The organism is Achromobacter pulmonis (assembly GCF_021733725.1).
Taxonomy (GTDB): domain Bacteria; phylum Pseudomonadota; class Gammaproteobacteria; order Burkholderiales; family Burkholderiaceae_B; genus Achromobacter; species Achromobacter pulmonis.
This window is the reverse complement of sequence record NZ_JAIFOT010000001.1, coordinates 3,688,037-3,714,333: the sequence shown is the minus strand read 5'-3', so window position 1 is coordinate 3,714,333 and position 26,297 is coordinate 3,688,037. Positions and strand designations below refer to the sequence as shown.

Annotated in this window: 22 protein-coding genes; 3 read left to right on the top strand and 19 right to left on the bottom strand. The window is 68.1% G+C overall.

Going from position 1 to position 26,297, the window contains the following annotated elements; genetic code table 11:
• Positions 1 to 117: 117 nt before the first annotated feature.
• The 15 genes from K2W61_RS17205 to K2W61_RS17135 form a co-directional block, all read right to left on the bottom strand.
• Positions 118 to 1,524: a sigma 54-interacting transcriptional regulator gene (locus K2W61_RS17205; protein WP_175141509.1), complete on the bottom strand. Its 1,407-nt coding sequence runs from the start codon at positions 1,522 to 1,524 to the stop codon at positions 118 to 120.
• Positions 1,525 to 1,573: 49 nt separating this feature from the next.
• Positions 1,574 to 3,622: a pilus assembly protein TadG-related protein gene (locus K2W61_RS17200; protein ID WP_236756136.1), complete on the bottom strand. Its 2,049-nt coding sequence runs from the start codon at positions 3,620 to 3,622 to the stop codon at positions 1,574 to 1,576.
• A gap of 99 nt (positions 3,623 to 3,721) precedes the next feature.
• Positions 3,722 to 4,150, bottom strand: coding sequence for a DUF3613 domain-containing protein (locus tag K2W61_RS17195; protein WP_175132713.1), 429 nt, complete (start codon positions 4,148 to 4,150; stop codon positions 3,722 to 3,724).
• 15 nt (positions 4,151 to 4,165) lie between these two features.
• A complete protein-coding gene (locus tag K2W61_RS17190; RefSeq protein ID WP_236756135.1) occupies positions 4,166 to 5,077 on the bottom strand; it encodes a tetratricopeptide repeat protein in 912 nt (303 codons plus the stop codon).
• An 11-nt stretch (positions 5,078 to 5,088) separates the two neighbouring features.
• Positions 5,089 to 6,093, bottom strand: coding sequence for a type II secretion system F family protein (locus tag K2W61_RS17185; RefSeq protein WP_236756134.1), 1,005 nt, complete (start codon positions 6,091 to 6,093; stop codon positions 5,089 to 5,091).
• 11 nt (positions 6,094 to 6,104) lie between these two features.
• The gene (locus K2W61_RS17180) at positions 6,105 to 7,034 is read right to left on the bottom strand and encodes a type II secretion system F family protein (RefSeq protein WP_175132716.1); all 930 of its coding nucleotides are present in this window, start codon (positions 7,032 to 7,034) and stop codon (positions 6,105 to 6,107) included.
• A complete protein-coding gene (locus K2W61_RS17175; RefSeq protein WP_175132717.1) occupies positions 7,034 to 8,389 on the bottom strand; it encodes a TadA family conjugal transfer-associated ATPase in 1,356 nt (451 codons plus the stop codon). The genes K2W61_RS17180 and K2W61_RS17175 overlap by 1 nt, the downstream gene beginning before the upstream one ends.
• Before the next feature lie 20 nt (positions 8,390 to 8,409).
• Complete coding sequence (locus K2W61_RS17170; RefSeq protein WP_175132718.1) at positions 8,410 to 9,750, bottom strand: pilus assembly protein CpaE; 1,341 nt, start codon at positions 9,748 to 9,750, stop codon at positions 8,410 to 8,412.
• Positions 9,747 to 11,129, bottom strand: a complete 1,383-nt coding sequence (locus tag K2W61_RS17165) for a type II and III secretion system protein family protein (RefSeq protein ID WP_175132719.1) — start codon at positions 11,127 to 11,129, stop codon at positions 9,747 to 9,749. Before K2W61_RS17165 ends, K2W61_RS17170 begins: the two co-directional genes overlap by 4 nt.
• 65 nt (positions 11,130 to 11,194) lie before the next feature.
• Positions 11,195 to 12,163 (bottom strand): Flp pilus assembly protein CpaB, encoded by a 969-nt coding sequence (gene cpaB, locus K2W61_RS17160; RefSeq protein WP_175132720.1) that lies wholly within the window; start codon positions 12,161 to 12,163, stop codon positions 11,195 to 11,197.
• Positions 12,160 to 12,651 (bottom strand): TadE/TadG family type IV pilus assembly protein, encoded by a 492-nt coding sequence (locus K2W61_RS17155; protein WP_175132721.1) that lies wholly within the window; start codon positions 12,649 to 12,651, stop codon positions 12,160 to 12,162. The genes cpaB and K2W61_RS17155 overlap by 4 nt, the downstream gene beginning before the upstream one ends.
• Positions 12,651 to 13,091 carry a TadE family protein gene (locus K2W61_RS17150; protein ID WP_236756132.1) on the bottom strand — a complete coding sequence of 147 codons (441 nt, stop codon included), beginning with the start codon at positions 13,089 to 13,091 and terminating at the stop codon, positions 12,651 to 12,653. The genes K2W61_RS17155 and K2W61_RS17150 overlap by 1 nt, the downstream gene beginning before the upstream one ends.
• Positions 13,058 to 13,564 (bottom strand): prepilin peptidase, encoded by a 507-nt coding sequence (locus K2W61_RS17145; protein WP_175141541.1) that lies wholly within the window; start codon positions 13,562 to 13,564, stop codon positions 13,058 to 13,060. The genes K2W61_RS17150 and K2W61_RS17145 overlap by 34 nt, the downstream gene beginning before the upstream one ends.
• Positions 13,565 to 13,846: 282 nt before the next feature.
• Positions 13,847 to 14,023, bottom strand: coding sequence for a Flp family type IVb pilin (locus K2W61_RS17140; RefSeq protein WP_175132722.1), 177 nt, complete (start codon positions 14,021 to 14,023; stop codon positions 13,847 to 13,849).
• Positions 14,024 to 14,163: 140 nt separating this feature from the next.
• Positions 14,164 to 14,994, bottom strand: a complete 831-nt coding sequence (locus K2W61_RS17135) for an MHYT domain-containing protein (RefSeq protein WP_175132723.1) — start codon at positions 14,992 to 14,994, stop codon at positions 14,164 to 14,166.
• 537 nt (positions 14,995 to 15,531) lie between these two features.
• Here K2W61_RS17135 and K2W61_RS17130 point away from each other — a divergent pair.
• The 3 genes from K2W61_RS17130 to K2W61_RS17120 all read left to right on the top strand — a co-directional run bounded on the left by K2W61_RS17130 (position 15,532) and on the right by K2W61_RS17120 (position 19,683).
• Positions 15,532 to 17,193 carry a ShlB/FhaC/HecB family hemolysin secretion/activation protein gene (locus K2W61_RS17130; RefSeq protein WP_419761605.1) on the top strand — a complete coding sequence of 554 codons (1,662 nt, stop codon included), beginning with the start codon at positions 15,532 to 15,534 and terminating at the stop codon, positions 17,191 to 17,193.
• A gap of 336 nt (positions 17,194 to 17,529) precedes the next feature.
• Positions 17,530 to 19,116 (top strand): collagen-like triple helix repeat-containing protein, encoded by a 1,587-nt coding sequence (locus K2W61_RS17125; RefSeq protein WP_175132725.1) that lies wholly within the window; start codon positions 17,530 to 17,532, stop codon positions 19,114 to 19,116.
• Positions 19,117 to 19,143: 27 nt separating this feature from the next.
• Positions 19,144 to 19,683, top strand: a complete 540-nt coding sequence (locus K2W61_RS17120) for a MarR family winged helix-turn-helix transcriptional regulator (RefSeq protein WP_175132726.1) — start codon at positions 19,144 to 19,146, stop codon at positions 19,681 to 19,683.
• A 116-nt stretch (positions 19,684 to 19,799) separates the two neighbouring features.
• Here the strand turns inward: K2W61_RS17120 and K2W61_RS17115 are convergent, their stop codons facing one another.
• The 4 genes from K2W61_RS17115 to K2W61_RS17100 are packed head-to-tail and all read right to left on the bottom strand — an operon-like array spanning position 19,800 to position 26,219.
• Positions 19,800 to 21,485, bottom strand: a complete 1,686-nt coding sequence (locus K2W61_RS17115) for an ABC transporter ATP-binding protein (protein ID WP_175132738.1) — start codon at positions 21,483 to 21,485, stop codon at positions 19,800 to 19,802.
• 8 nt (positions 21,486 to 21,493) lie between these two features.
• On the bottom strand, positions 21,494 to 23,002 hold the full coding sequence (locus tag K2W61_RS17110; protein ID WP_175141512.1) for an ABC transporter permease: 1,509 nt from the start codon (positions 23,000 to 23,002) through the stop codon (positions 21,494 to 21,496).
• 5 nt (positions 23,003 to 23,007) lie between these two features.
• Positions 23,008 to 23,985 (bottom strand): ABC transporter permease, encoded by a 978-nt coding sequence (locus tag K2W61_RS17105; protein WP_236756131.1) that lies wholly within the window; start codon positions 23,983 to 23,985, stop codon positions 23,008 to 23,010.
• Complete coding sequence (locus tag K2W61_RS17100; RefSeq protein ID WP_175141513.1) at positions 23,982 to 26,219, bottom strand: ABC transporter substrate-binding protein; 2,238 nt, start codon at positions 26,217 to 26,219, stop codon at positions 23,982 to 23,984. The genes K2W61_RS17105 and K2W61_RS17100 overlap by 4 nt, the downstream gene beginning before the upstream one ends.
• Positions 26,220 to 26,297: the final 78 nt, after the last annotated feature.

The following is a 26,297-nucleotide window of genomic DNA, read 5'->3' as shown; positions in this document are numbered from 1 at the left end:
CGGAACTATAGCAATTTATTTCGCTCGCGGCTGACACGCTGACATAGCACACGGCCATAGTGTCGCGCGCTAAGGGCCATTCCCTATTGCGCCACGCCGGACCCGCGCGGCGGCGCCTCACGAGGCCTCCACGATGCCGTCGGCGGTCTCGCCCTGGCCGCCGCCCAGATGCAGCTTGCGCATTTTTTCCCACAGCACCTTGCGGCTGATCCCCAGGGTGTTGGCGGTGTCCTGGCGGCGCCAGCCATTGACGTCGAGCGCCGCCAGGATGCGGGCCCGCTCGGCGCGCTCGGCGTCGCTGAACACCGGCGGCTCGCACTGGGTGCTGGCGGCCGCCGCGGCGAGCGCGCCGGGCACCCGCAGCGGCTCGGCCAACTGGTCGAAGATGCGTTCGATGCGCGGCTGGTCCCAGGCCTGGAACTGGCGCCGCACGATGGCCACGCGCTCGGCCACGTTGGAAAGCTCGCGCACATTGCCGGCATAGCGCGTGCGGGCCACCCGTTCAAGCAACCAGTCCGGCGGCTCGCCCTCGGCCCCGAGCCGTTCCAGCAGGGCGCGGAAAATCGCCGCCTTTTCCTCGGCGCCGCGCTGCTCCAGATTGGGGATGCGCAGCTCGATCACCGCCAGGCGGTAATAGAGATCGGCGCGGAATTCGTCCTGGCCCACCAGCACCCGCAAGTCCTTGTTGGTGGCCGCCACCAGGCGGAAATCCACCGGCACTTCCACGGTCGAGCCCAGCCGCGTCACCGCGCTCTGCTCCAGCACCCGCAGCAGCTTGACCTGCTGGTACAGCGGCAGGTCGCCGATTTCGTCCAGGAACAGCGTGCCGCCATTGGCCTGCTCGAAATAGCCTTTGTGCGCGCCCACGGCGCCGGTGAAGGCGCCCTTGGCATGGCCGAAGAAATGCGCCTCGAACAGGCCTTCCGGGATGGCGCCGCAATTGACCGCGACGAAGGGTCCGTCCGACCAGGCCGCGCGGTCGTGCAGCAGGCGCGCGATACGCTCCTTGCCCACGCCGGTCTCGCCGTGGATCAGCACGTTGCTGCGGCAGTCGGCGAACATGTCGGCCTCGGCCAGCAACGCCCGCATCGGCTCGGACACCGCGATCAAAGGCTGCTCGCGGCGCGGCGCGCTGCGGCTGAACTGGTCCAGCGTGCCGAGCAGCTCGAACAGCAACTTGCGCAGATCCGAGGTGGTGAAGGCCAGCGGCAAGGTGTACGAGTACTCCGGCGGGTAGTAGCGCGGATCGCGGCCGCGCGCCTCGGACGCCACCCAGATCACCGGCATGGCCTGCCCCGACAACCAGTCGTAGCCGCTGAAGCGGTTGTCGCCCATGACCGAGACCGACACCAGCGCCACGGCCGGCCGCGACGGGTCGCGCGGCGGCGGGAACGCGGTGCCGGCGTCGGCGCGAACCAGCGACACGTCCATGCCCGCCAGGCAGCGCTCGGCGCGGCTGGCGATGTCGGATGTGCCTTCCCAGACGTAGACGTCGAACTCTTCGCGCGAGAATTTCTGGGTCATGGCGACCACCGCGCCGGCCAGGAAGGAAGGGGAATCACGGGCTTCATCATCAATACACCAGACGGGGCTTGCCGCAGTCCACGGACAGCAGCGATACATCGGTTTGGCCAACGCTCAGGCCGAGCATGTCCAGCAATTGCTGCAGCAGGTTCGACAGCATGCCCAGCAGCGGCTGCAACAGCGTGACCACGATGGACAGCACGCCGCCCACCTGGTTGCCGCCGCTCAGGGCCAGCGAGGACACCGCATTGACACGGCATTGGCGGATGGCATCGGGGGTGATCGCCAGCGCGCAAGTCAGGTCGCTCAATGGCGCCAGCAACAGTGAATTGAGCAGATTGCCCACCAGTTGCAGCGTGCCGCCCAGCACCCCGGTCAGGCCGCCCGTGGCCATGCGCTGGCCCAATTGGTTGAGCGCGGTCGAGGACCACTGCATGTCGTTGACCACCTGCGAAATCGATTTTCCCGGATTGCTGCCGCCGCCGCCCACCAGCGTAGTGGCGAGCGAGGTGCGCTGCGCGGCGGTCAACGGCGTGCCGGTGCCGATCAGATCGCCCAGGATGCCGCCGACCACGGCGTCGGCCAGATTGCCCGCTAGCGCGCCCAGATCGACCGAGGTGGCGTTGACGGTGGCGGTGGAATCGGGCGATGGCGGCTCGGTCAGCGTCACCGACACCGGCGCGGTCGAATTGAAGATCGGCAGCGTCACCTTGCTGGTGAGCGGCAGGATGCCGAGCACGTTCAGCACCTGGTAGCGCTGGATCGCCGCGAACGAGCCCGGCTGGCAGCTGTTGGTGAGGGACAGGAAATTGGCCTGCACGGGGTCGACGGCGGACGCCATGCCCGGGAAGCGCCCCAGGCAGATATTGGCCACCGACGATGTCACGTCAATGGTGGCCTGCGATTCGGTCAAGGGCGCCTGACACAGCTTGGATACGGTGCCGGTGGACTGCGCCACGTCGATGATGACCGGCAGGTCGATGCGCGTGCCCAGGGTGTTGGCCAGCAGCGGCCCGACCAACGGGATATTGCTGGTGTTGGCCCGCAGGTAGACGCGGATGCCGGCGCTGGTGGCCTGGGCGCCGACGCCGCCGACGCCGATGGTGGGCGGCTCGACGATGCGCACCTGCGACTGCAAGCCCAGCAGCGGCACGCTCAACCCCAGGTCCACCAGGTTCTGGCCGTTGGCGACGACCAGCGCGGTCTCCAGCACATTGAGCGCATTGATGTTGGCCTGCAGCGCCGAACTGACGTCGCCGCCGATGACATTGAGGTCGAGCACGCCGCCGTCGCCGAACAGCTTCACCGGCAGATTCAGCGGCATCACGTTGAGCACCACGTTGATGGCATCGGTCAGCAGCCCGACGCTGGCCCCGGCGGTGCCGCCGGCCTTGTTCATCACCGTGAGCGTGGCCTGCAGCAGTTGCCCCAGCGTCAGGTTGCTGAGCGCGGCCAGTTGCTCCGGGGTGCCCACGCCAGTGGCCACCGACACCGGCAGCCCGAGCGCCTCCAGCAGGCCGGAAGGCGTGATGTTGACACTCGCCAGGCCGGCGGCGTCAAGCACGTCCAACTGCGCCGGGGTGGCGCCGACCGTGGTCAGCAACTGCGACAGCAGGCCGCCCCGCTGCAGGCGCAACAGGCGCGAGCCAACCGTGAAGACCGCGACCGGCTGGGTGTTGGTGGCCACGGAAACTACCCGGACCGGCGCGCCGTCGGCAATCCCCGGCAACAGGCTCCGCAGGGACTTGCTCAGCGTGATGCGCAGCGCATTCGGCGCCTGGCCGCCGGCGGGGTCGAACACGTACATGCCGTTGGCATCGGCGCGGCTGGTGTCCCACACCTTGCACTCGACGGTCACGTCGGTGGCGGAGAAGGTTTCGAGGATGTTGGGCACATTGGCCAGCACCGCCGCCTGCCCCGCGGCCTGGGCCCGGGCGCAATCGGCGGGCGCGCCCAGGCCCAGTACCTGTACCGCCGACAAGGCGGCCAGGTCCGACGCCTTCTGCATTTCCCGCTTCATGTAGTAGGCGTAGCCCAGTTGCGCCACGCCCAATAGCACCACGCCGACGATGACCACGAAAATGATGGCCACGGTCATGCTGCCACGCTGCCGCGGGCAGATCGCAGAATGAAGCGGGATGGCTGGCATGATCGTGGCTCCGTGGCTCGATGAGGCGGGCGAGGCTCCTTGGTGCGCCTAGTTGGTGTTATTGGTCTGGACCCGCTTGGTGAACCATTCGGGGATCGGGTGGCTGAAGCTTTCGAGGTAGCGATTCCAGGCCGCCGTGGACGTCGCCCCCAGCACCGGCAGCGCGGCGCCGGCACGGCGGCCGTCGGCCTGCGCCGCCAGCAGGCCGCGGGTGATGTCGCCGAATGCCTCGGAGGCCGGCGCGGCCGGCTGGGCCGCCGGCGCCGCGGCCTGCGGCAGCGGCGTCTGCACCTGTTGCACCACGGGCCGGGCCGGCATCGGCGCGGCGGCCGCAGGCGCTGCCGGCACCGGCGTGGCCTGGGCCGCGCCGCCGCTCATGGCGCCGGTCAGAGGCGCGTTCGATTGCGCCTGGCAGGCCCAGGGCACGGCCCCGCCCAGCGCCAGGGTGAGAGAAAAGAAGGTAGCGGTTCGAGACATGGTGGCGGTTCCTGGTTAGCGCACGATCGGGCCATTGCCCAGTCTGTCCATCAAGGGGCTCATGACCGGCAGCACGATGCCCTCCCCGCGCGATACCCGGGTGGCAGCCGCTTCGGTGGCCGACGGGATCTGCGTCACCGTGGCCGTGGCGCCTGCCGGCGTCCCCGGCGCCACGGCCAGCGGCGCGGCGGCCTGGCTGCGGATTTCGGTCGCCAGGCGCAACACCTGGCCGCGCGCTTCCTCGCTGAGCCTGGCACGGTCCATCACGTTCTGGGCCCGCACCGGCTCGCCCTCGACCAGCAGCAGCAGGGCCAGATTGGCCAGCACCTTGGCGTTCTCCGGCGCCAGCTCGGCGGCCTGGCCCAGCGGCACGCGCGCGCCGGCCGGATCGCCAGCCCGCAAGCGCGCAAACCCCAGGTCGCCCAGGATGCCCGGGTCCATCGGCGCAAGCTTGGCGGCGCGGGCGAAATCGTCGGCGGCCTGCTCGAACTGGCCGCGCGAGCCGGCGATCAGGCCCAGTCCGTGCCAGCCCTCGGCCGCCTGCGCGGTGCCGATCAGGGCGCGGTAGGCCTGCTCGCTGGACGCGGTCTGGCCGGTCTGGCGCAGCGCCTCGGCGCGCAGCACCGCGATGCGCGGATCATTGCCGAACTTCTGCTGGAACGCGTCGATGTAGGCCAGGGAGGCGAAATACCGCTGCTGGCGCTGCGCCTCGGCGATCATCGACAGCATCATGTCCGGCTCGGCCGGCTTGCGCCGGTTCTCGGCCTCGTCCTCGCGCTGCCGCATCAGCGCCTGTTCCTGCTGTTGTTGCTGGATCAATTGCCAGGCGGTCTCGGCGTTGTTGCTCTGGCAGCCGGCCAACGCCCCGGCGCCCGCGACTACCGCCGCCAGCAAGGTCCAACGCCACGCACACCGCGCCCTTCCCATCGCGCCCGCCATCACATGCCCCCCATGCGCGACAAACCGCGCAATACCGCCACGAAACCCGCGCCGCCGGTCACGATCAACAGCGCCGGCAGCAAGGTCACAATCATGACCGCCGTCATCTTGACGGTGGTCTTGCCCACTTTTTCCTTCAATTCCAGGCGGCGCTTCTCGCGCAAGCGCTCGCCGAAGCGGTTGAGCGGCTCCTGCACCGCGCCGCCGTGCTGGTCGACCTGCGCGATCAGGCGGCAGATGGCCGACAGATCGTCGTTGTCGAAGCCCGTCGCCAGCCGCGCCAGCGACTGCTCGCGGGTGCGGCCGCGCACATACAGTTCGGACGCCAGCCGCAGTTCATGCGTCAGCACCGGCAGCACCTGATTGAATTCCTTGGTCAACACTTGCAGGCTCTGATCGATCGACAGCCCCACCCCCTGCAACAGCCGCAGCAGGTCGATCAGCAGCGGCAGTTCGTTGGCCGCCTGCCGGCGCCGGCGCGACACGCGGCGGCGCACCAGCCATTTGGGCAGCATGTAGCCGATGGCGAAGCCGAAGAACGCGGCCACGAACAAGCCCAGCGCTGAACCGCTGACCGTGCGCCCCAGGTCGAACGCCACCGCCGCGGCCGGCAACAGCAGCGCCAGGGTGAAGCGCGCCACGATGAAGCGCTGCCGCGCCGTGACCGGGTTGTCATAACCCGCCAGGTCGACCAGCTTGCGGTCCTCGCCGGCCAGCAGGGCCTCGGCGAAGCGGCCTTCGCTCAGGCGCTTGCCGAACGAATCGGCCGCGCGCGTGGCCGCCGCCAGCCGCCCCTGCCCGCCTTCGGCCGGCGCCGGCGCTTCGGCCGGCGCCCTGGCGCGGCCCTCCCGCTTGGCCAGGGCCTGGTCCACCACCTGGCGGCTGCGGTCCTGCCCGCGCAGGCGCCGTGTCATGCTCAGGCCCACGATCAGCATCGCGGCGGCGACCAGCATCAACGCCACCGCCAGCACGGTCGAGACATTCCAGGATTCGATCGCTGGCATCCGCGGCGTCCTCAAATGGCCTTGGCCATGCGGTACAGGATGTACGAGCCACCCAGTTGCAGACAGACCGCCGTCATCAGCATCTTGAAGCCGAGCGGGTCGACCCACAGTCCCATGAACAAGTCGTTGTTGGCCACCATGATGAAGCCGGCGATGCCCAGCGGCAGCAGCGCCAGGATCCAGGCCGACAGCCGGATCTCGGCCGAACTGGCCGACAGCTCGGCGCGCGCCTGGCCGATGTCGCGCATGAATGCCGCCATGCGTTCCAGCACCTGGTCGCTGCGGCCGCCAAAGCGCAGCGCCACCGACACCACCGCCGCCACCATGTAGAGCTCCTTCATGTCGTACTGGCGCGAGACCTGCACCAGCGCCGCATCCAGTTCCTTGGCCGAACGGCTCAGCGCGGCCGCAGTCTCGACCACTTCGCGCAGCGGTTCGTCGGTGGCGGCCGCGGCTGTCTGGAAGGCCGCCGCCATACTGTTGCCGATGGTGACCAGGCGCACGATGTTGTCCAGGAACGCCGGCAGCTGCGACACCCGCCGCCGCTGGCGCCGGTCGGCGCGCAGCCACAGCAGGAAATAGGCGAACACCGACAGCAGCACCAGCGCCACCAGGGCCGACAGCCAGCCCAGGAAAGCCCAGGCCAGCAGCGCGCCCACCACGATGGGCAGGATCAACTTGGCGTAGAAGCCCGGGCTCTGGCGCACCCCGCCCTGCAGCAACAGCATGTCCCAGCGCGAAAAGCCGCTGCGCAGCGCGCGCGCGCCCTGCGCGAACGGCATCTTGCCGCTGACCGGCGCGCCGCGGCTGCGGCGCAACTGATCTTCGAGAAAGGCCGAACTGGCGGCGCGCCGCTGGCCGCTGTTGGCGTGCCGCCACAGCAGCACCGCCGCCAGGGCCAGCACCAGCGCCAGTCCACCGATCACGCCGGCTTGCAGCATCAGCGCCTCCTGCTCCAGAAGCCGCCGCCGTCGGATTCGGGCGGCGCGTTGTCGGGCGGCCGCTGTTCATTGCGCAGCTTGGCCAGCTTGGGGGTATGCGGGTGGATGCCGAGCCAGTTCCAGCGGTCCTTTTCCTCGCCCTCGGGCGTGGTGAAGGATTCGTGGCGGTACAGTTCCTGCGTCGAGATCACGCTATCGCCCATGCCGGTGACTTCCGTGACCGACAGCACCCGGCGCTTGCCGTTGGACAGGCGGCCGATCTGCACAATGAAGTCGAGCGCGCTGGCGATCTGGCGCCGCAGGCTGTCTTCGCTGCCCTGGAAACCGGCAAAGCCGGCCAGCATCTCGATCCGGTACAGGCACTCGCGCGGCGAATTGGCGTGGATGGTGGCCATGGAGCCCTCGTGGCCGGTGTTCATGGCCTGCAGCATGTCCATGACCTCGGCGCCGCGGACTTCGCCCACCACCACGCGATCGGGGCGCATCCGCAGGCTGTTGCGGATCAGCTCGCGGATGCTGACCGCGCCGCTGCCGTCAAAGCCCCCCTGGCGCGATTCCAGCCGCACCACGTGCGGGTGGTTGAGCGACAGTTCCGCCGTGTCCTCCACCGTCACCACGCGTTCGGTCTCTGGAATGAAAAAGGCCATCGCGTTCAGCAGCGAGGTCTTGCCCGAACTGGTGCCGCCGGACACCAGGATGTTGCAGCGGTTCTTTACCGCCTCGTTCAGAAGGCGGTAAATGTCCTCGTCGAAGGTGCCCAGCGTCAGCAGGTCGGCCGGCTTGAGCGGGTCCTGGCGGAATTTCCGGATCGAGACCATCGGGCCATCCACGGCCAGCGGTTCGATCACCACGTTCAGGCGTCCGCCATCGGGCAAGCGCGCGTCCACCATGGGGCTGGATTCGTCCAGCCGGCGTCCGATCGGCGCCAGGATGCGGCGCACGATGCGCAGCACATGCTGGTTGTCGGTGAAACGCAGCGTCTCGCGCGCCAGCACGCCGCGGCGCGAGACGAATACGTTGTCGTAGCCGTTGATGAGAATGTCCTCGACCGCCGGGTCGGCCAGCAGGTCCTCCAGCGGCCCCAGCCCGGCCAGTTCCTTGGTCAGGGCCTCGGCGATCTGACGCATCTCGCCTTCGTTGATCGGCACCCGCCGCAGGCGCACGAAGCTGGCCACTTCGATGTCGACGAACTCCTGGATCGCCGAACGCGCCCAGCGGCCGAACTCCGCACCCAGTTCCTCGATGCGCGAGAGCAGGTGTTCGTAGGCCGCCGTCTTGACTTCCTGGAAGCGGTTGGATGCCGCGAAGCCCTTGTCGCCATCGCCGCCGAATTCTATGGTCGCTGTCATGATCATGTGGGATCCCGCCGCCTGCGTTACTCGACCACCATGCGGCGGTGCACGCCGGGCAGCCAGGTGGCCAGCCAGCTTGCCCGGCCGCCGGGCGTGTTTTCTTCCGCGCTCAGCTTCTCGGCCAGCGCCTGCACCGCGCGCACGTAGATGTCGCGCTCGGCCTCCTCGTGCAACAGGTGGCCCTGGTTGGTACAGACCATCAGCGCCAGCGTGCGGTCCGGCAGCGTGCCGATCAGATCGAGCTGGAAACGCTCGGCGATCTGCTGCGCCGTCATGCCATAGCGCTCGTCGTAGCGGTTGACGATCAGGCCCAGGCTGCGGCGGTCCACATGCAACTGCTCCAGCTCCTGCAAGAGCCCGGCCAACGACACCAGCGCGCCCACGCTCTGGTCGGTGACGATCCAGTTATGCTGCGAGGCGCGCGCCAGGCCGGCGACGAATTCGGGATTGCTGAACCCGCCCGAATCGGCCACCACTACGCCGAAATGCTGGCGCATGCGTTCGAACACCAGCAGCGAATCGGATTGCGACACCTCGCGCATCTGGCTCAGGTCGCGCGGCAGCGCCAGCACGCTCAGGCCATTGGCGGTATGCGACATGGCCGAACTGAGCAAGGTCGAATCGAGGCGGCGCAGGTTGCGCGCGGCCTCGGCGAAATCGAAATCGCCGCCGATGTTCAGGTACAGCTGGCAATCGCCCACCGGCCAGCCCAGGTCCATCAGCGCCACCCGGCTGTCCAGGGGCAAGTGGCTGCCGTTGTCGCTGGCCGGCTTGGCGCCCTTGACGCCGGAAGCCGCGCCGCGCGCGGCGGATTGCTGCTTGAGACGATCCTGCACCATACCCGCCAGGTGCACGGCCAGGGTGCTGGTGCCGACGCCGGGGCGGGCGCCCAGCAGCAGCACGCTGCGGCGCGAGCCATCCATGCGGCCATCGCCGGCCGGCCCGTCCAGCAGGCGCTGCACCACGTCCTTGACTTCCTGCGGCGCCACGGTCGGATCGACGAAGTCGCTGACCCCGGCGCGCAGCGCGGCGATGGCGCCTTCCGGCTGGCTCAGCAGGCCTACCGCGACACGCGGGATCGCCGGCGCGATGCGCGCCAGCAGACGCGCCAGCTCGGCCGACTTGAACAGCTTTCCGGGTTCGTCCTCGCTCAGGGTGAAGTCCAGGAACACCACCTGCGGCTCGATCTCGGCCAGGCGCCTGCCGAATTCTTCGACGCCCGGGACTTCCTGGGTCAACATGCCCATGTCGCCCAGCGCCTGGCCGAGCTGGGCGGCGACGCTGTCGCCCCTGGAACAAAACAGAAACCGATTGCCGTTCTGCAAGCCAACCCACTCCCTGGCATGTGTCTTCATATCGCTCACCGTGAAAAGCCCGGCATTTGCTGCCCGCCCGCAGGCCCCATGAGGTAGTACCCCCAAGCGTTGAACGCGGTATCGGCCGCCTCCTGCCTGGCCCCGGGCAGCGGCAGCGTGACACCGCGCGCAATGGGCCGCACCAGGCGCGGCGTCACCACGATCACCAGCTCGGTGTCCTCCTGGGTGTAATCGACGCTGCGGAAAAACGAACCGATGATGGGCAGGTCACCCAGCATCGGCACTTTATTGACCAGCGCCCGGGTCTGGCGCGACACCAGGCCGCTGATGACGAAGCTCTCGCCATCGCCCAGTTCCACCGTGGTGTCGGCGCGGCGCGTGCGCAACGCCGGGATCAGCGTGGTCGAATTGGTGCCGTTGGAAACCGCGATGGCATTGCTGTAGTCCAGTTCGCTGGCCTCCGGCGCCACCTTCAGGGCAATGCGCTCGCGCGACAGCACCGTGGGCGTGACGGTCAGGCCGATGCCGAACGGCTTGAACGTCACCGTGGTGGTGCCCAGGCCGCCAGCCTCGGGAATCGGCAGTTCGCCGCCCGCCAGGAAGCTGGCGCTCTGGCCCGTCAGCGCCACCAGCGTAGGCTCGGCCAGCACGCGCGCCATGCCATTGTTCTGCAGCAGCCGCAGGCGCGCGCTGAAATCATTGGAGTCGTAGAACAGCGAGAAGCCCGAGGCCAGCGCCGCGCCCTTGTTGAAACCCAGCGGCGCGGAAAAGCCGTCCGGGGTGATCGAGTTGGTGCCGCCCCACGGACCGCTGCGGCCGGCGAAACTGATGCCGGCCTGCTTCATGACCGAGCGCGAGACCTCGACCACCTTGACCTCGACCTGCACCACGCCGCCCGTGCCGGCGGTCGACACGTCGACCACGTTCTTGCCGCCCACCGTCGCGCTGGCGGCGGCCACCGAGGCCTGGTGCGTCAGTGGCGAGTCGGCCTGGCCCGAGATCACCGCCCGGTCGCCCGCCACGTCGACGTTGGCGCCGCCGGACACGCCCCGCCCGGCCATGACCTGCTGCACCTCGCCGGCGACCCGCAGGTTCCAGCGCTGCGGCGCGGCGTTGGCGCCGGTCCAGACCTGTAACTGCGTGGTTCCGGGCTTCCTGCCATACAGCAGCAACGCCGCCTGGCGCTTGCCGGAGGCCGGCAACACCTTGATGTCGGCCACATCGGGATCGCCGATGGCGATACGCGCCGGCGCGCCGTCCAGCAGGAGCGTCTGCTGGCCTTTGACGCCAACCACGATGTCGCGCGCGGGCGCGCTGGCGCCCGGCGCGGTTTGCAGCGCGGTCTGCGCCAGCGCGGCGCTGCCGCCGGCCATCGCCGCCGCGGCCGACAGGACACAAGTCAGGGTGGTGCGCTGAAATCTCTTCATTTGCTGGATCTGAGTAACAGGGAAGGTCCAGCCGCGGGCGGCACCAGGCCACGCGCAGCCACGTTTCAATAGCGCACGCGCTCGGATTTTTCTCCTCGCAGTATTTCCACGGTCCGGCCGCTGCCGGCGCGGGCCGGCGCGGGCCTGGCAGCCGGGGCCGGCACGGGCTTGGCGGCCGGCGTAGGCGCGTCCAGTTGAGCCAGGCTGTCGCCGGCGTAGGCGCGGTTCGGGCCGCTCTGCAATTGTTCGAGTTGTTCGGCGGTCAGGTCGGCGCGCGCGGGCAGCACGGCGCTGCGCTGCGCGAACAGCCGGGTGTCGGGCTTGCCGTCGTCACCGATCGGCCGCAGCGCCAATTGCAAGCGGCCGGCGCGGCTGGCCAGCATCAGTTCGTTGACATGCTCGACCGGCACGGCCAGCACCGCCGTCCTGGCGGGTTGCCCCGGCGGCCCGGGCAACAGGGATTTTTCCTCGGGGCCGTCCACCGAGGCCGCGCCGTATGCCAGCACGCGCACCTGCGATTGCAGCAAGCGCGCCTGGCCGCCAGGGATCTCCAGGCCCTTTTCCACCACGAAGAACACATCTACCAGATCCCCCGGCGCAATGCGGTTGGCGCCGCCCACCACCTCGTCGACGGCGATCGCCAGCGCGCGCTCGCCCGGCTTGAGCTGGCGCGCCAGCCCCTGCGCCAGCATGCTCGGCAGCAATGGATCGCCGGCGGCCAGGTCGACCCGCGTATAGGCTCCCTGCAGCGGCTTGATCGAACTGTAGCTGCCCGACAGCGCCACCTGCCATTGATCGATCCTGAGCTGCTTGTCGCCTTCGAGGCGCGTGCCCGCGGGAATCGCCGCGGCCGCCACCACCACGGGATAGCGCTTGACCGGCGCCTCGGCCGGCGCCGGCGGCGTGGTCGCCACCGGGCTGGCCGGCGCCGGCGCGGGTGGCGGCGGCGCCGAGGCCAGCCGCCATGCCACGAACGCCAGCACCAGCCCCGCGGCCAGCAGCACACCCGCGATGATTTTGCTCAGACTGCTCATGGCGCCCCTTGGGAAATTTGCACGATGGCCCTGGACGACAGCCGGGTCGGAATCCAGTTTTTGTCGGTGCCGGGCAACATGGCGATGAACGCCTGGAAGGTCGACAACACCGGCCAGGCCTGCACGTTGAACGTCATGGCAACGGTGCTGCATTGCGCCGTCTGCCCGCCCGACCCGCTCCAGGCGCAGGGCGCGCTGGTGGTGCGGCAGGCAACCGCCGAGCCGCTGCCGAACACGCTCATCGCCGCCGAACAGGCCGCGCCGGGCACGTCCGCCTCGCCGGCAAAGCGCGCGTGGACCGCGGCGCGCGCGCCCTCGGAGGCGGCCGCGGCCAGCTGCTGCTGCATCCAGAACAGCACGCCATAGCCGACCACGGCGCAGACGAACATCAGCAGCATGGTCACCATCAACGAGAATTCGAGCGTGGCGATGCCGCGCTGGCGGCGCCCGTGGCCGCGCATGGCGGGAGCGGCGGCGCGCGCGGCCATCAGTTGCTCCCGTCCAGGGCATTGCCCAGATGGACCGTGGCGCGCGCGCTGAGCACGCTGGAAGGCGGCATCAGGGCCTGGGCCAGAAAGGGGAAATTGGGAATCAGCGGATTGGCGCCGTAGGGGTAGCTGACCGTCACTTCGATCTGGTCGGCGCTGAGCGGCTGGCCGCTGCAGGCGCCGCCGGCGGCGCTGCTGAGTGTGCCCGCGGCCCCGCACACCGCCACGGCGACGGCGGCCGAGGACATGGTGGTGATCCAGCCGGCGCGGTCCAGCGCGATATCGCGGCCGGCGTTGGCGCGCATGGCCAGCGAGGTGGCGCCCGGCTGCCATTGCAGCACTTTGCGCGCGCCGTCCTGCGCGGCCAGGGTGACCGAGTGCTGCGCGGTGAACACCAGTGCGTACGTCAGGATGGCGTAGAACACCAGGAAGAACACCACGAATACCAGTCCGAATTCAAGGGAATAAACGCCACGCTGAGGGCGGCCAGGCCGAGGTAGGCGCCGTAGGGGATCTGACGGGCCCGAAGCGGCAACGTCCGGCTGCGGGCGATGAACCGGTAGAGCAAGGCATGCAGGCCGGCCAGCAGGCTGGCGGCCACTAGCGTCATCGACAAGGGAGCAAAGCCCATCAAGAGGCCGAGGATGGCGATCGCCTTGACGTCGCCCGCGCCCATCAGGCGCCGGGTCCAAAGGGGAAAGAAGGGCAATGCCAGCGCAAAGCCGGCGAGCGCCATGGACCAGCCGGTCCAGCGCGGCGGATAGCTCCAGGCCGGCACCAGCCATGCGGCCAGCAACCACAGCGCCTGTCCCGCGAATCCCGCGACGATGAGCGTGTTGGGTACGCGGCGATAGCGCAGATCGGTGTATACCAACACCAGATTCCAGCATGCGAACAACAGCCACCACAGCACTTCCCCTGGATACAAGGCAGGACCTTCCGACGGTTTCGGATTCAACAACGGGAGTGTCCGTCCAGACGAACACCGTCTCCTTTCTCTGACCGACTGGCAAAGCCGGGCCGCGCCCGGCGCTCACGCCGCCGGGCGCAACGCCGTCAACCCGCAACCGCCTCGATCCGCCGCGCGGCAAACGCAGTCAACATCGATTCCGCGCCAGGCGCGGCGGCCGGCCCGGCCGCCCGGCGTTGCCTGGCCACGGCCAGGCCCGCCGGCAACCGGCCGGGCCCCGCGGCCTCACGTGGAGGCAGCGGCGAGCTTGGCCTGCAGCGACGTGAACAGGCCGCTGAGCGCGCCCGTGAATGTCGCCAAAGCCGCCACCAGCGCCACCGCGATGGTGCCCGCGATCAGCCCGTATTCCAGGGCGGTAATGCCATCTTCGTCGTTCCAGAACTGCGCAAGTTTCGCTTTCATGTCGAGCTCCTGAGGTCTCGCTTGATGATCGAGCCAAGCCGCCGGGACGGCACTGGCCCCCTAAGCCCGGAACTGCCGGTGCGCTGGCGTGTTCCACACCCTCGCCCCTTCCGGGTACCGCAAAGCCTGTGGACAGGCCCTCAACCCGGCCCCAGGGTGGAGCCGGGCGTCCTGCCCGGCTCCACCGCGGGGACCGATTCAATGATCGAATCGATGCGTTGCGCCAGGCGCGCGCGGAACCGGCGCGAGGCACGCTGCAGATGCCAGCGCATCACCAGCAACATGACCACCGACAACCCGAACGCGATGTACGGCAGCATCACGCCGCCGATCTGCATGCTGGAAAAATCGCGCGGGGCGGTACAGACCACGGTGCCGGCCGCGGCGCCGGTGTAATGCATGCCGCACACCGCGATCGCCATCAAAACAGCCGCCGCGGCGCGCTGAAACTCGTTCTGCGTATTGAAAGCCAGCCACAGCGCGGCTGATGCGGCAATTACCGCTATCAATACCGATAAAACAACCATCGGCAGGTTCCACATGAATATCGCCGGCATGCGCATGGCGCTGATGCCCACATAATGCATCGCCGCCACGCCAAGGCCGGCGGCCACGCCACCGACCAGGCAACGCATAAATGTGAAGCGGTCACGGCCTACATACCAGAAGGCCCAGCCGGAAAACCCCGCCGCCACCACGAAACTGAGCACCGTCATACCGACCTGGTAACTCACGCTGAACGGCAGCTCCTGGGCCTGCATGCCGATGAAATGCATGCTCCAGATACCGACGCCGCCCATCGCCAGGGCGCCGATGATGATGTAACCGATGCGGATCTCGCCGTCCTGCGTTTCGGCACGGATGCCGACCGCGGCCAGCAGCGCCACATAGGAGCCGAGCACCGCGATCAGGAACGAAAGCCCCACCAGACCGGCATTGAACGAAAGCGGAACGATGTCGCCCGGATTCATGCGCGCCCCCCGTGAACAGGCCGCCGGCAAGTCATTGCGGGCGCGCTGCTTTCGACGATTCTGTTGCGGTCATCCTGGTCCATCTGCGGACTCCCGAGAGCCTGTAAACCTGATGTGTTTTGAAACGTTTATATAGTCTTATCTATTAACAATTAATACACATCAGGGTTTGTACCAGTATTCGCAACACTGCGACGGCTTACTTGTAACGAATATTCTGAAATTCACCGACACCATTTTCCCGTATGCAGGAAAACGCGAGATCGGCGTTGCCACAATTGCATTTCATTGCGCTCTGTTGTTATATCCAGTTCCCAGGCAGTCACAATGAAATAATTTGTCATTGCCTCCCCGCGCTGGCAACATACCGCCTGTGCGGCGCGCGACCGGGTTTAGTTATACGGCGGCCGCATATATCCAAGTCTTATTCGGACGATTTATCCGGAGCCTGTTTAAACGGCGCTTGCGGCAAACAAGAGACACCACGGCATGAGACGCACGCTTCCTGCAAGTCCGCTTTCCCTCGCCTTGATCTGCATGTTGGCCCCCCTGGGCGCGGCGCACGCCGACGGCCCATTGCGCGGCAACCCGGTGGATGCCCTGCCCCAGATCGAGCGCCCGCCCAGCGCCACCCAGCCGCCGCCGGTGGTGCAGACGCAGACACCGGAACAACGGGCGCTGCAGGCGCGCCTGGCGCAGCGCATCGTGCCGCGGCATTTCGATGTCACCGGCGTGCATGCGATACCGTTCGAGGACGTGGCCGCGTTGCTTTCGCCGCTGTCGGGCAAGGAGATCAGCCTGGGCGAGCTGGTGCAGCAGGTCGACAAGATCACGCAGCTGTACCGCGAGCGCGGCTATCCCCTGTCGTTCGCGCTGGTACAGAACCAGAACTTCGCCAACGGCCTGGTGGTGGTGACCGTGGTCGAGGGCTACATCGGCACGGTGCGCATCGAGGGCGACATCGGCAACGCGCAGGACCGCCTGGAATCGCTGGCCGAGCCGCTCAAGCAGGAAAAGCCGCTGCAGCAGGCCACGCTGGAGCGCGTGCTGAATCTGATGCGCACGGTGCCCGGCGTGAAATTCACGCCCTCGCTGGACCTGCCGCGCCGCGCCGACGGCGCTACCGAACTGGTGCTGGCGGCATCGCGCCAACCGGTCAGCCTGACCGGCGGCGTGGCGGACCTGGGCACCGGCATGCAGCCCCTGGTCAACGTCGCCACCAACAGCCTCACCCCGCTGGGCGAACAGGTCAAGCTGACGGCGTCGGTGCCGTTCAATACCGACGACGTCAAATACGTGTCCGGCGAAATCCGCGTGCCGCTGGGCAACGACGGCCTGGCGGTCAAGGTGGATGGCTACCACTATGACGCGCGGCCCAAGGACGAGGCGATCGAATACCTGGGCTTCAATCGCCGGGTCAAGAACGACCGCATCGGCATCGGCATCAGCTACCCGTTCCTGCTGAACAACACCCGCTCGCTGACCGGCACGCTGGGGGTGTACGCCGCCAACTCGAAGGACCGCTATGAGGCCAAGGCATCCGACCGCTGGTTGCAGCAGGATGCCCAAGTGCGCGCGGCCAACCTCGAAATGCGCTATATCCAGGTGTCGGAATCCATGACTTCCGACGTGACGCTGGCGGTCGCCAAGGGCTTCGACGCCGCCGGCGCCAAGAAGGAGATCAACACCAACTACGGCTATTCGGCGGTGCCGGTGCTCGACCTGGATTTCACCCGCTACAACCTGAATGCCAAGCAGACTTTCGCGCTGCCGGCGCAGTTCGGCCTGACCCTGTCCGGCGCCGCGCAGTACTCCAGCAACATCCTGCCGTCGTCCGAACAGGTGTCTTTCGGCAGTTGGCGCTACGCGATGGGTTATCCGCAAGGCGAGCAGAGCGGCGACAAGGGCGTCGGGGTTTCGGCCGAGGTGAATCGCCGCTTCGGTATCGGCTGGCAATATCTGACCAATGTGCAGCCGTATGCGCTGATCGACTATGCGCGCACCTGGTACAACAATTCGAGCCTGCAGCAATTGAATCAGCGCCATCTGTCTTCGGTGGCCCTGGGGCTGCGCTTTACCGACGACAAGTACTATCTGTTTGATTTCAACGTGGCCAAACCGATTGGCTCGGCCACCGTCAACAACAATCGCGACGTGCGTTTCAACGCCAATTACTCGCTGTATTACGACGCCTTCTGAGGCGCCGCGCCGATGATCCCGCGCCTGTTGCGACAGGCGCTTTTTTTTGCCTGTTGCACACACCGCGTTACGTAACGTCGCCCGTAACGTAACGGCTGATACGGGCTCGAACGTAACATTCGCAGGCTGCGCGTGATCGTAAAAATGGGGGATTCTCAATATTGGTGCAAACCCTCTGTTTTATATTTAACTAATTGATTTTAAACGATTTTTTATAAACAAAAATCAACCCAAAAAAGGACTCGAACGGCATTCGGAAAATATTGGCATGGTTTATGCGTGTAGGGATGTATCGGGCAGTTTCGCCGCCTGACACATCCCCCACAGGAGCTCGCCATGAATGCCAAGATTGAAACGCAACGCGTACAACGTATTCTGACTTCCACCGTTATGGCAGCCGCGCTGATGAGCGCCCTGGCCGCGTGCGGCGGTGGTGGTGGTGGTAGCGACAAGAGTTCGGCCTCCCTGCCCGGCACGAATGTGCCGACCAACCCGGGCGGCCCGAGCGATCCGAACAACCCGAATAACCCGACCGATCCCGTCACCACGGGTTTGCTGCAAACCACGCTGGGTAATACCGGCGGCGCTGTCGACAATGCCCTGCCCCTGAATCTGGACACCACGCTGGGTGGGGTCGGCAAGGCGCTCGATCCGACCGTCAAGCCGGTGGTCGACACGGTGGTGGGTCTGACCCAGCAAGTGGGCGCGACCACCGGTCTGGGCCAGCCGGTCGACGGCACCGTCCAGCAAGTGGGCGGCCTGGTCCAGGACCTGGGCACCACGGTCAAGGGCACCGGCCTGCCCGGCGGCCTGAGCAGCGGCGTCGGTGGCCTGGTCGAAGGCCTGGGCAAGACGGTCGCCAGCACCGGCGGCCTGCTCAATGCCGACCCGCAGAATCCGCAACCGCTGACCACTATCCTGGGCAACGCCACCAACGCGGTGGGCGCGCTGACCGCCGGCCTGTCGGGCCAGGGCGGCCTGCTGAACCCGGTCAACCAGTTGGTCGGCGGCGTCACCGGCGGCGTGCTCGACGGCCCGTCCAAGCCCTTGCTGGAACCGGCCCTGGCCAATGTCGGCAAGACCGTCGACAACGTGCTGCCGCTGGGCCTGCAGCCGACGCTGGGCGGCCTGGGCGCGGCCCTCGACCCCACCGCCAGCCCGCTGGCCGGGACCGTGGTCGGCCTGACGCAGCAAGTCGGCGCCACGACCAAGTTGGGCACGCCGGTGGCCGGTCTGCTCAACACCCTGGGCGGCACGGTCAGCAATCTCGGCACGCAGTTGCCCGGCGGTGATGTCGCCGGCCTGAACGGCGTGCTGCAGGGCCTGGGCGGCGCGGTCAGCAGTGCCGGCGGCCTGCTGAACGCCACGCCGGGCAACACCAACCCGCTCGGCAACACACTGGCCAATGCCACGGGCGCGGTCGCGTCCCTGACCAGCGGCCTGGGCCTGGGTGGCGCGGTCGGCGGCAACAATGGCGGCCTGCTCAGCCCCATCACCGGCATCCTGGGCGGCGTGACCGGCGGCGCCGGTGGCGCCAATGGCGGCCTGCTGGCCCCGGTGACCGGCCTGCTGGGCGGCGTCACTGGCAACCTCGGCGGCGCCACGGGCGGCGCGGCCAACGGCGGCCTGCTCGGCGGCCTGCTGGGTGGCGTGACGGGCGCCACGGGCGGCACCGCGGGTGGCGGCACCACGGGCGCCAACGGCGGCCTGCTGGGCGGTCTGCTGGGCGGACTGACGGGTGGCGGCACGGCCAGCGCCGGCGGCAGCGGTTCCTCCGCGGGTTCGGCCAGCAATGGCGGCCTGCTCGGTGGCCTGCTGGGCGGCGTGACGGCCGGCGTCAACGGCGGCACCAGCAGCGGCAGCGGCTCGACCAACGGCGGCCTGCTGGGCGGCTTGCTGGGCGGCCTGACGGCCAACAAGTGATCAACCGGTCCGTGAGGGAGCGACGCCATGCTGCAACAAGAAACCATCGTCCACCATGAGCATGTCACAGTGATGCCTGAATCCCGCCATAACGATCTGCGACCGGGAACGCTCGACGACATCGCCCTGATGCTGGGCCGGCAGTTCGCCGTGTACAACGCGGCGTGCCAGTCGGCCCTGGCGGAGAAACTGGGTATCCCCCTGGCGGATCTGAAGGCGCTGGAATTGGTCATGGAGTTCGATGCCCTGCCCACCGGGCAACTGGCCCAGTTGATGGGCATCAGCTCCGGCGGCGCCACCGCCTTGATCAACCGTCTGGAAGCGGCCGGCTATGTGCAGCGGGGCCGCCATCCGCTGGATCGTCGCATGATCGTGATCCGGCCGGTCGAGGAGCAATGTCAGCAATTGGCCCAGGAGCGCCAATGGGTGGCCGAAGCAGTGGTGTTGATGGCCCGGCGCTACGACGCCAGCGAGCTGGAGGTGGTGCATGCCTTCCTGGCGCAGTGCGTGCGCGCCCTGCGGCACGACACGCTGGTCTGGCTGGAAACCCGCAACGCCCACGACTGAACGCCGCCGCGCAGGCAGGCCGCGCCCCGGTTCGCAAGGACCGGGGCGTATTTCATGGGGCCGGCCCCGCGGGCGCGGCGTGGCCAGGGATCGGGCCGGGAACCCGCCGACGCGCCTCAGGCCGAGCCGAATTGCAGGCGCGGCACCGCCTGAAGCAATCGGCGCGTCATGTCCTGGCGCGGCGCGTGCAGCACCGCGTCGGCCTCGCCCAGCTCGACGATGCGGCCGCCGTCCATCACCGCGATGCGGTCGGCCAGGTATTCGACCACGCCGAAGTTGTGGGTGATGAACAGGTAGGCGATGCCCAGCTCGTCCTGCAGCTCGCGCAGCAGGTCCAGGATCTGCGCCTGCACCGACACGTCCAGCGCCGAGGTCGGCTCGTCGCAGATCAGCACCTTCGGTTCCACCGCCAGCGCGCGCGCGATAGCGATGCGCTGGCGCTGCCCCCCGGAGAACTCGTGCGGATAACGGGCCAGCGTGTCGGCCGGCAGGCCGACACGCTCGATCAGCCGGGCGGCGCGCTCGCGGCGTTCGCGCGCGGCCATGCCGCGGCGCAGGGACGCCAGGCCTTCGTCGAGGATGTCGCCGACCCGCATACGCGGATCGAGCGACGCATAGGGGTCCTGGAACACGATCTGGATGTCCTGGCGCAGGCGCTGCAAGCGGGCGCGGTCGGCGGTCAGCAGGTCCTGTCCCTGCAGCATGGCGCGGCCGGCGATATGGGCGCCATCGATCAGGCGCAGCAGCGCCTTGCCGGTGGTGGTCTTGCCGCATCCCGATTCGCCCAGCAGCGCCAGGGTTTCGCCGGCGCGCAGCGTGAAGGTCACGCCATCGACCGCCTTGACCCACGACGCCACGCGCCGCAGCGGCCCCTTGCGCACCGGGTAATGGACTTTCAGGTCCTGCACGTCCAGCACCACCCCCGGTTCGCGCGCGCGGCCTCGGCGCGTGTCCGTCTCTGCCGCCGCGGCCGCGCGGCCGGCCTCGCTGAGCGGCCGGCCACGCTTGCCGAAGGTGGGAATGGCGTCGAACAGCTGGCGCGCATAGGGGTGCTTGGGCGCGCGAAAGAATTCCTCGGCGTCGGCGCTCTCGACAATCTCGCCGCCGCGCATCAGGGCCACGTGGTGGGCGACATTGCGCACCACCGCCAGGTCATGGGTGATGAGCAGCACGGCCATACCGATCTCGCGCTGGATGTCGGCCAGCAGCGCCAGCACCTGCGCCTGCACGGTAACGTCGAGCGCGGTGGTGGGTTCATCGGCGATCAGCAGCAACGGCTCGGCCGCCAACGCGATGGCGATCATGACGCGCTGCTTCTGGCCGCCGGAGAACTGGAACGGATAATCGTCGATGCGCCGCTCCGGCTCCGCGATGCCGACCCGCCGCAGCCAGTCGATGGCGCGGGCGCGGGCCGCGGCGCCGCGCAGCGGCGTGTGCGCCACCAGCGTCTCGATGATCTGGTCGCCGACCCGCATGACCGGGTTGAGGCTGGTGGCGGGTTCCTGGAAGATGATGCCGATGCGACCGCCGCGCACGCCGCGCATCGCGCTTTCGGGCAGGCGGTTGAGGTCTTCGCCATCCAGGTCGATCTGGCCGCCGACGATGCGGCCGGCGTCCGGCAGCAGGCGCAACAGCGCCAGCGCGGTCATGCTCTTGCCGCAACCGGACTCGCCCACCAGCGCGAACGTCTCGCGCCGCGAAATCGCCAGCTCCAGCCGCTTGACCGCGTGCGTCATGCCGCTCTCGCCGGCGATGTCGACGTCCAGGCCGCGCACCGCCAGCAAGGGCGCGTCCTGGCGGATATCCTGGCTCATGGCGTGTCTCCCGGCTTGACGGCGCGGGCATCGGCCGCGAGGACCGCGCCCCGACGGCGGCCGAACCCGCCGACGCTGGGCGGGCGGGCCGGCTTGTAGCGGCGGGTGCGCGGATCGAAGGCATCGCGCACCGCGTCGGCGAACAGGTTGGCGGCCAGCACCAGCGCCAGCATGAAGAGAAACGCGGTCATCAGGTTCCACCAGATCATCGGGTCGCGCGACATTTCCAGCCGCGCGCCGTCGATCATCGAGCCAAAGGAATTCATGCTGGGATCGACGCCGATGCCCAGGTACGACAGCACCGCCTCGTACAGCACCAGGCCAGAGAATTCCAGCACCACGGTGATCAGCACCAGATGCGCGACGTTGGGCAGCAGGTGGCGCGTCATGATGCGCCAGTGCGACACGCCGAACGCGCGCGCAGCCTGCACGTACTCCAGTTCGCGCAGCTTGAGGGTCTCGGCGCGCAGCAGGCGGCACAGGCCGGCCCAGCCGGTGAAGCCGAGGATCATGCACAGCAGGAACAGGCGCAGGTCTGCGCGCGCGGCCGACGTGTCGAACAGGTCGGCGTGGTTGTCGATGTAGACCTGCATCATCAAGGCGCAGGCGGCCACCAGCAGCACGCCCGGGATCGAGGTGATGGTGGTGTAGAGATATTGGATGGCGTCGTCGACCTTGCCCTTGAAGTAGCCGGCCGCGATGCCGAACACGATGGCCGGCGGCAGCATCGCCAGCGTGGTCAGGCTGCCGATGACCAGCGCCGTGCGCACGCTCTTGAGCGCTTGCCACAGCACGTCGTTGCCGATGCGGTCGGTGCCCAGCGCGTGATAGCCGCTGGACAGACCGGCCAGCGCCCCCGCCACCAGGCATAGCAAAGTGAAGGTGACGGCCATGGCGCGCCACGGCACCTCGGCGCGCCCGCCCAGCAGGGCCTCGGCCGCCGCCGCCGCGCCGCCGCGCCGCGCCAGGCAGGCGAACACCAGGCCGGCGCCGGCCAGCGCCACCGCCAGCCCGGCCGCCAGGCCCAGGCCGAAGCGGTAGGAAACATCGCCGAGATGATCGCGGTCGGGATCGGCCAGGTGGGTGCCGGCCGCCCGCAATCGCGGGAAATCGCGCACCGGCTTGTCATCGACCAGCAAGGTCTCCTTGGTGAACTGGCGCACCGCCAGCGGGCTGGAATAGGTTTTCTCGGGGCGCGTCAGAACACTGCCGCGCAGCAGGCCGTCGAGCGCCGAGTTGACGGCCGGCGCATACACCGGCGCGGCATCGGCGGCCGCGCCGGGCGCGGGCGGCAGCAGCGGCCGGTAGTGAATGGAATCGAGCAGGCCGATCAGCGCGAACGCCGCCAGCACCACGGCCGAGCACATCGCCGGCGTGTCGCGCGCCACCCGCGCCCAGGTCGCGCGCAGATTCGGGCTGCGCCGCGCGTGCCAGACATAGGCCAGCGCGCCCAGCACCATCAGCCACAGCGCGATGTCGGTCCAGAGGAATACGAACTTGGGCATGGCGGCTACTCGAATCGGACGCGGGGATCGGCCAGCGTGTAGGAAAGGTCGGCCAGGATCAGCCCCACGATGTAAAGCGACGCGCCCAGGAAGACCATGGCGCGCACGATGGAGAAATCCTGTGCGTTGATGGCGTCGATGGTGTAGCTGCCCAGGCCCGGAATGCCGAAGAACGACTCGGCGATCAGGCTGCCCATGAACAGCAGCGGCAAGGCGGCCACGGTGCTGGTCAGGATCGGCAGCATGGCGTTGCGCAGCACGTGGCGCAGCAGCACCACGCGCTCGGCCAGTCCCTTGGCGCGCGCGGTGCGCACGTAGTCCTTGCCGATCTCCTCCAGGAACAGGGTGCGGTAGAAGCGCGCCTCGGGCCCCAGGCGCGAGACGATCGCCACCAGCACCGGCAGCGCCAGGAACTTGACCATGTCCAGCCCGCCCGAGAAACCCGAGAACGGCACCAGCCGCAGCAGCTTGGCGAACAGCCATTGACCCGCGATGATGTAGAACAGGCTGGAAATGGACAGCAGCATCACGCACAGCACCACGCCCCAGAAGTCGAGCCGGGTGGCGCGAAAATACACCAGCGTCAACGAGAACACGATGCTGGCGAACAGCCCCAGCAGGAAGGTCGGCACCGCCAGCGCCAGGCTTGGCCCCATGCGGGTCTGGATCTCGCGGCCGATGTCGCGCCCGCCGTCGGAGGCGCCGAAGTCCATCACCAGCAGCGGCACCGAGCGTTGGTAGAACACGGTGTCGGTCAGTTGCGCCGTGCCGCTGGCCCGGGCGTTGAAGAACAGCGGCTTGTCGTAGCCGCGTTCGGCCTTCCATTTCTCGACCGCGTCCTGGCTGACACGCTGGCCGCCGATGGCCAGACGCGCCATGTCGTCGGGCGTGTTGACCGCGAAGAACAGGATGAAGGTGAACAGGTTCACGCCGATCAGAATCAGCACGCCGTACAGCAACCGGCGAATGACGTAGCCGATCATGATTGATGCTCCTTGCGGGAAGCCGGGGCGAAGGCGGTCTGCCGTTCGCGCCGCTTGAGCGCCACGTAGGACGGCCAGATCGCCAGCGCGATCAGCAGCACGAACAGGCCCACCGGCCACCAGATGGGGGAATTCCATTCATCGATCTTGCGTTCGCGCAGGGCGGGATCGATCTTCATGTACTGCAGCGTGTTGCGCACCATCTGGGTCGGCTTGGCGTTGCCGACCCACTGCTGATAGGCGCCGCCCGACATCGGGAAGTAGCCGAACATCCAGGGCGCGTCGCGCTGCACGATGGCGACCATGCGCTGGATCAGGGCTTCCTTTTCGGGGCCGTCATCCAGGAACTTCATCTGCTCGAACAGCTTGTCGTATTCGGGGCTGTCGTAGTTGGCGGCGTTCTCGCCGCCGCTCTTGGCCTTGGCGTTGGGGCCGTACAGCAGGAACAGGAAGTTTTCGGCATCGGGATAGTCGGCGTTCCAGCCCCACAGGAAGATCTGCGCCGACCCGCGCCGCATCTTGTCCTGGAAGCGGTTGTAGTCGGTCGCGCGCACGTCCAGCTGCACCCCCAGCTTGGCCATCTGCCGCCGCATCCAGTCGAACTGCGGATTGGACCCGCCGCCGGTCATGGAGTCGTAGTACAGCACCAGCGGCGCGCCGGTCACGGCGTTGCGGCCATCGGGGTAGCCGGCCTCGGCCAGCAGCTTGCGCGCGGTGTCGATGGACTTGCGCACCGGCTTGCCGTCAACCAGGTCGTAGACCACCGGGTTCACGCCCTCGGGCGGCTCGCGGTAGCCCAGCACGCCGGGCGGCACCGGGCCGTAGGCCACCGAGGCCTGGCTGTTCTCGAATACCGCCACGTACTCTTCCCAGTCGAAGGCGATGCTGATGGCCTGGCGCAGCTTGCGGTTCTTCTCGGCCTGTTCGGGCGTGTCGCCCTTGCCCACCACCGGGTCGAGCCAGTTGAAGCCCATGTACCAGTTGGCGGTCTCGACCGTGGTCGGCAGGCGGATGCCGTGCTCGGCGTACTTGCGCGCCTTGTCCTGGCTGTCGCCAGCGGCCACCAGCATGGCCACGCCGTATTCGCCGCGCTCGATCTGCGGCACGTCGTAGTAGCCCTGCATGAATTTACCGGTCAGCGGAATGGCTTCCTTCTCGACGCTGAACACGGCGCGATCGATGAACGGCGTGGGCTTGCCGCAATCGGCCAGCAGGCCGGCGGCGCGGTCGCCCGGCTCGCCCTCGCAGGGATACGGCTCGCCATGGAAGTTGGGGTTGCGCGCCAGCACGTGGCGGCGATTCTGCAGCGACTCGGCCAGCATGTAGGGGCCGGTGCCCACCGGCCAGGTGTTGAGCGACAGGTCATGCTCGGCCATGCCGGGCTGGTTGTAGAAGCGATCGGCCTCCCAGGGCACCGGGGCCGTGAAGGTCATGGCCAGCCAGTACTTGAACTGCGGGTATTTGCCATTGACGCGGATGCGCAGCGTGTGCGGATCGAGCGCTTGCACGCCGGTGAAGCCGTCAGGTTCGCGCAGGTCCAGCCACGAGGCCCCGGCGCCGCCCGGCAGGTCGCGCCGCAGCGCCTGGTCGCGCTGGCGGAGGCGGTCGCCGTATTCCTTGAGGCCGCTGACGTACTCGGCCATCAGCGAGTAGATCGGCGACGCCACGCGCGGGCTGGCCAGGCGGCGGAAGGCGTAGACGTAATCGTCGGCGGTCAGTTCGCGGGTGCCGGTGCGCGGAAAGTCGGGAATGGCGTATTTGCCGGCCAGGTCTTCAGGCGCGATCGGGAAGTAGTCATAGCTGCCGTCGGTCTTGCGGGCAAAGGCCGGATGCGGCGCGAACCGGATGCCGGGCTTGATCTTGATGTCGTAGACGCTTTCGGCGATCTGCTCGCCCGGCGCCTCGGCCGGCAACACCTTGCCCTGCGCGTCCAGGTAGACCGGCGGATCGATCGAGGCCGCCGCGCGCGGGATCAGTTGGTAGGGCCGCTTGAGGTAATGGTAGCCGTACAGCGTTTCATAGATGCTGTAGGTATAAGGGGTTTCATCGCCGGAATAGGAGCTGGCCGGGTCCAGGTACTTGGGCGAACGCTTGACGAAGGCCGAATACAGTGTGTTCTGGCCTTCGGCGCCGGAGGGATAGGGGCTGTTGATGGGACTGCCGTCCCGGGAGCAGCCCGCCAACGCCAGCAACAGCATCATGGCCGCCGCCCAGAGCCGCATCAAAGCACGCATGGAAACCTTTCCTTCTATACAGTGCGACAGAGAATAGCAAAGGTGTAACCGCGCCAGTACCCTGGCATCCCCCTAGGG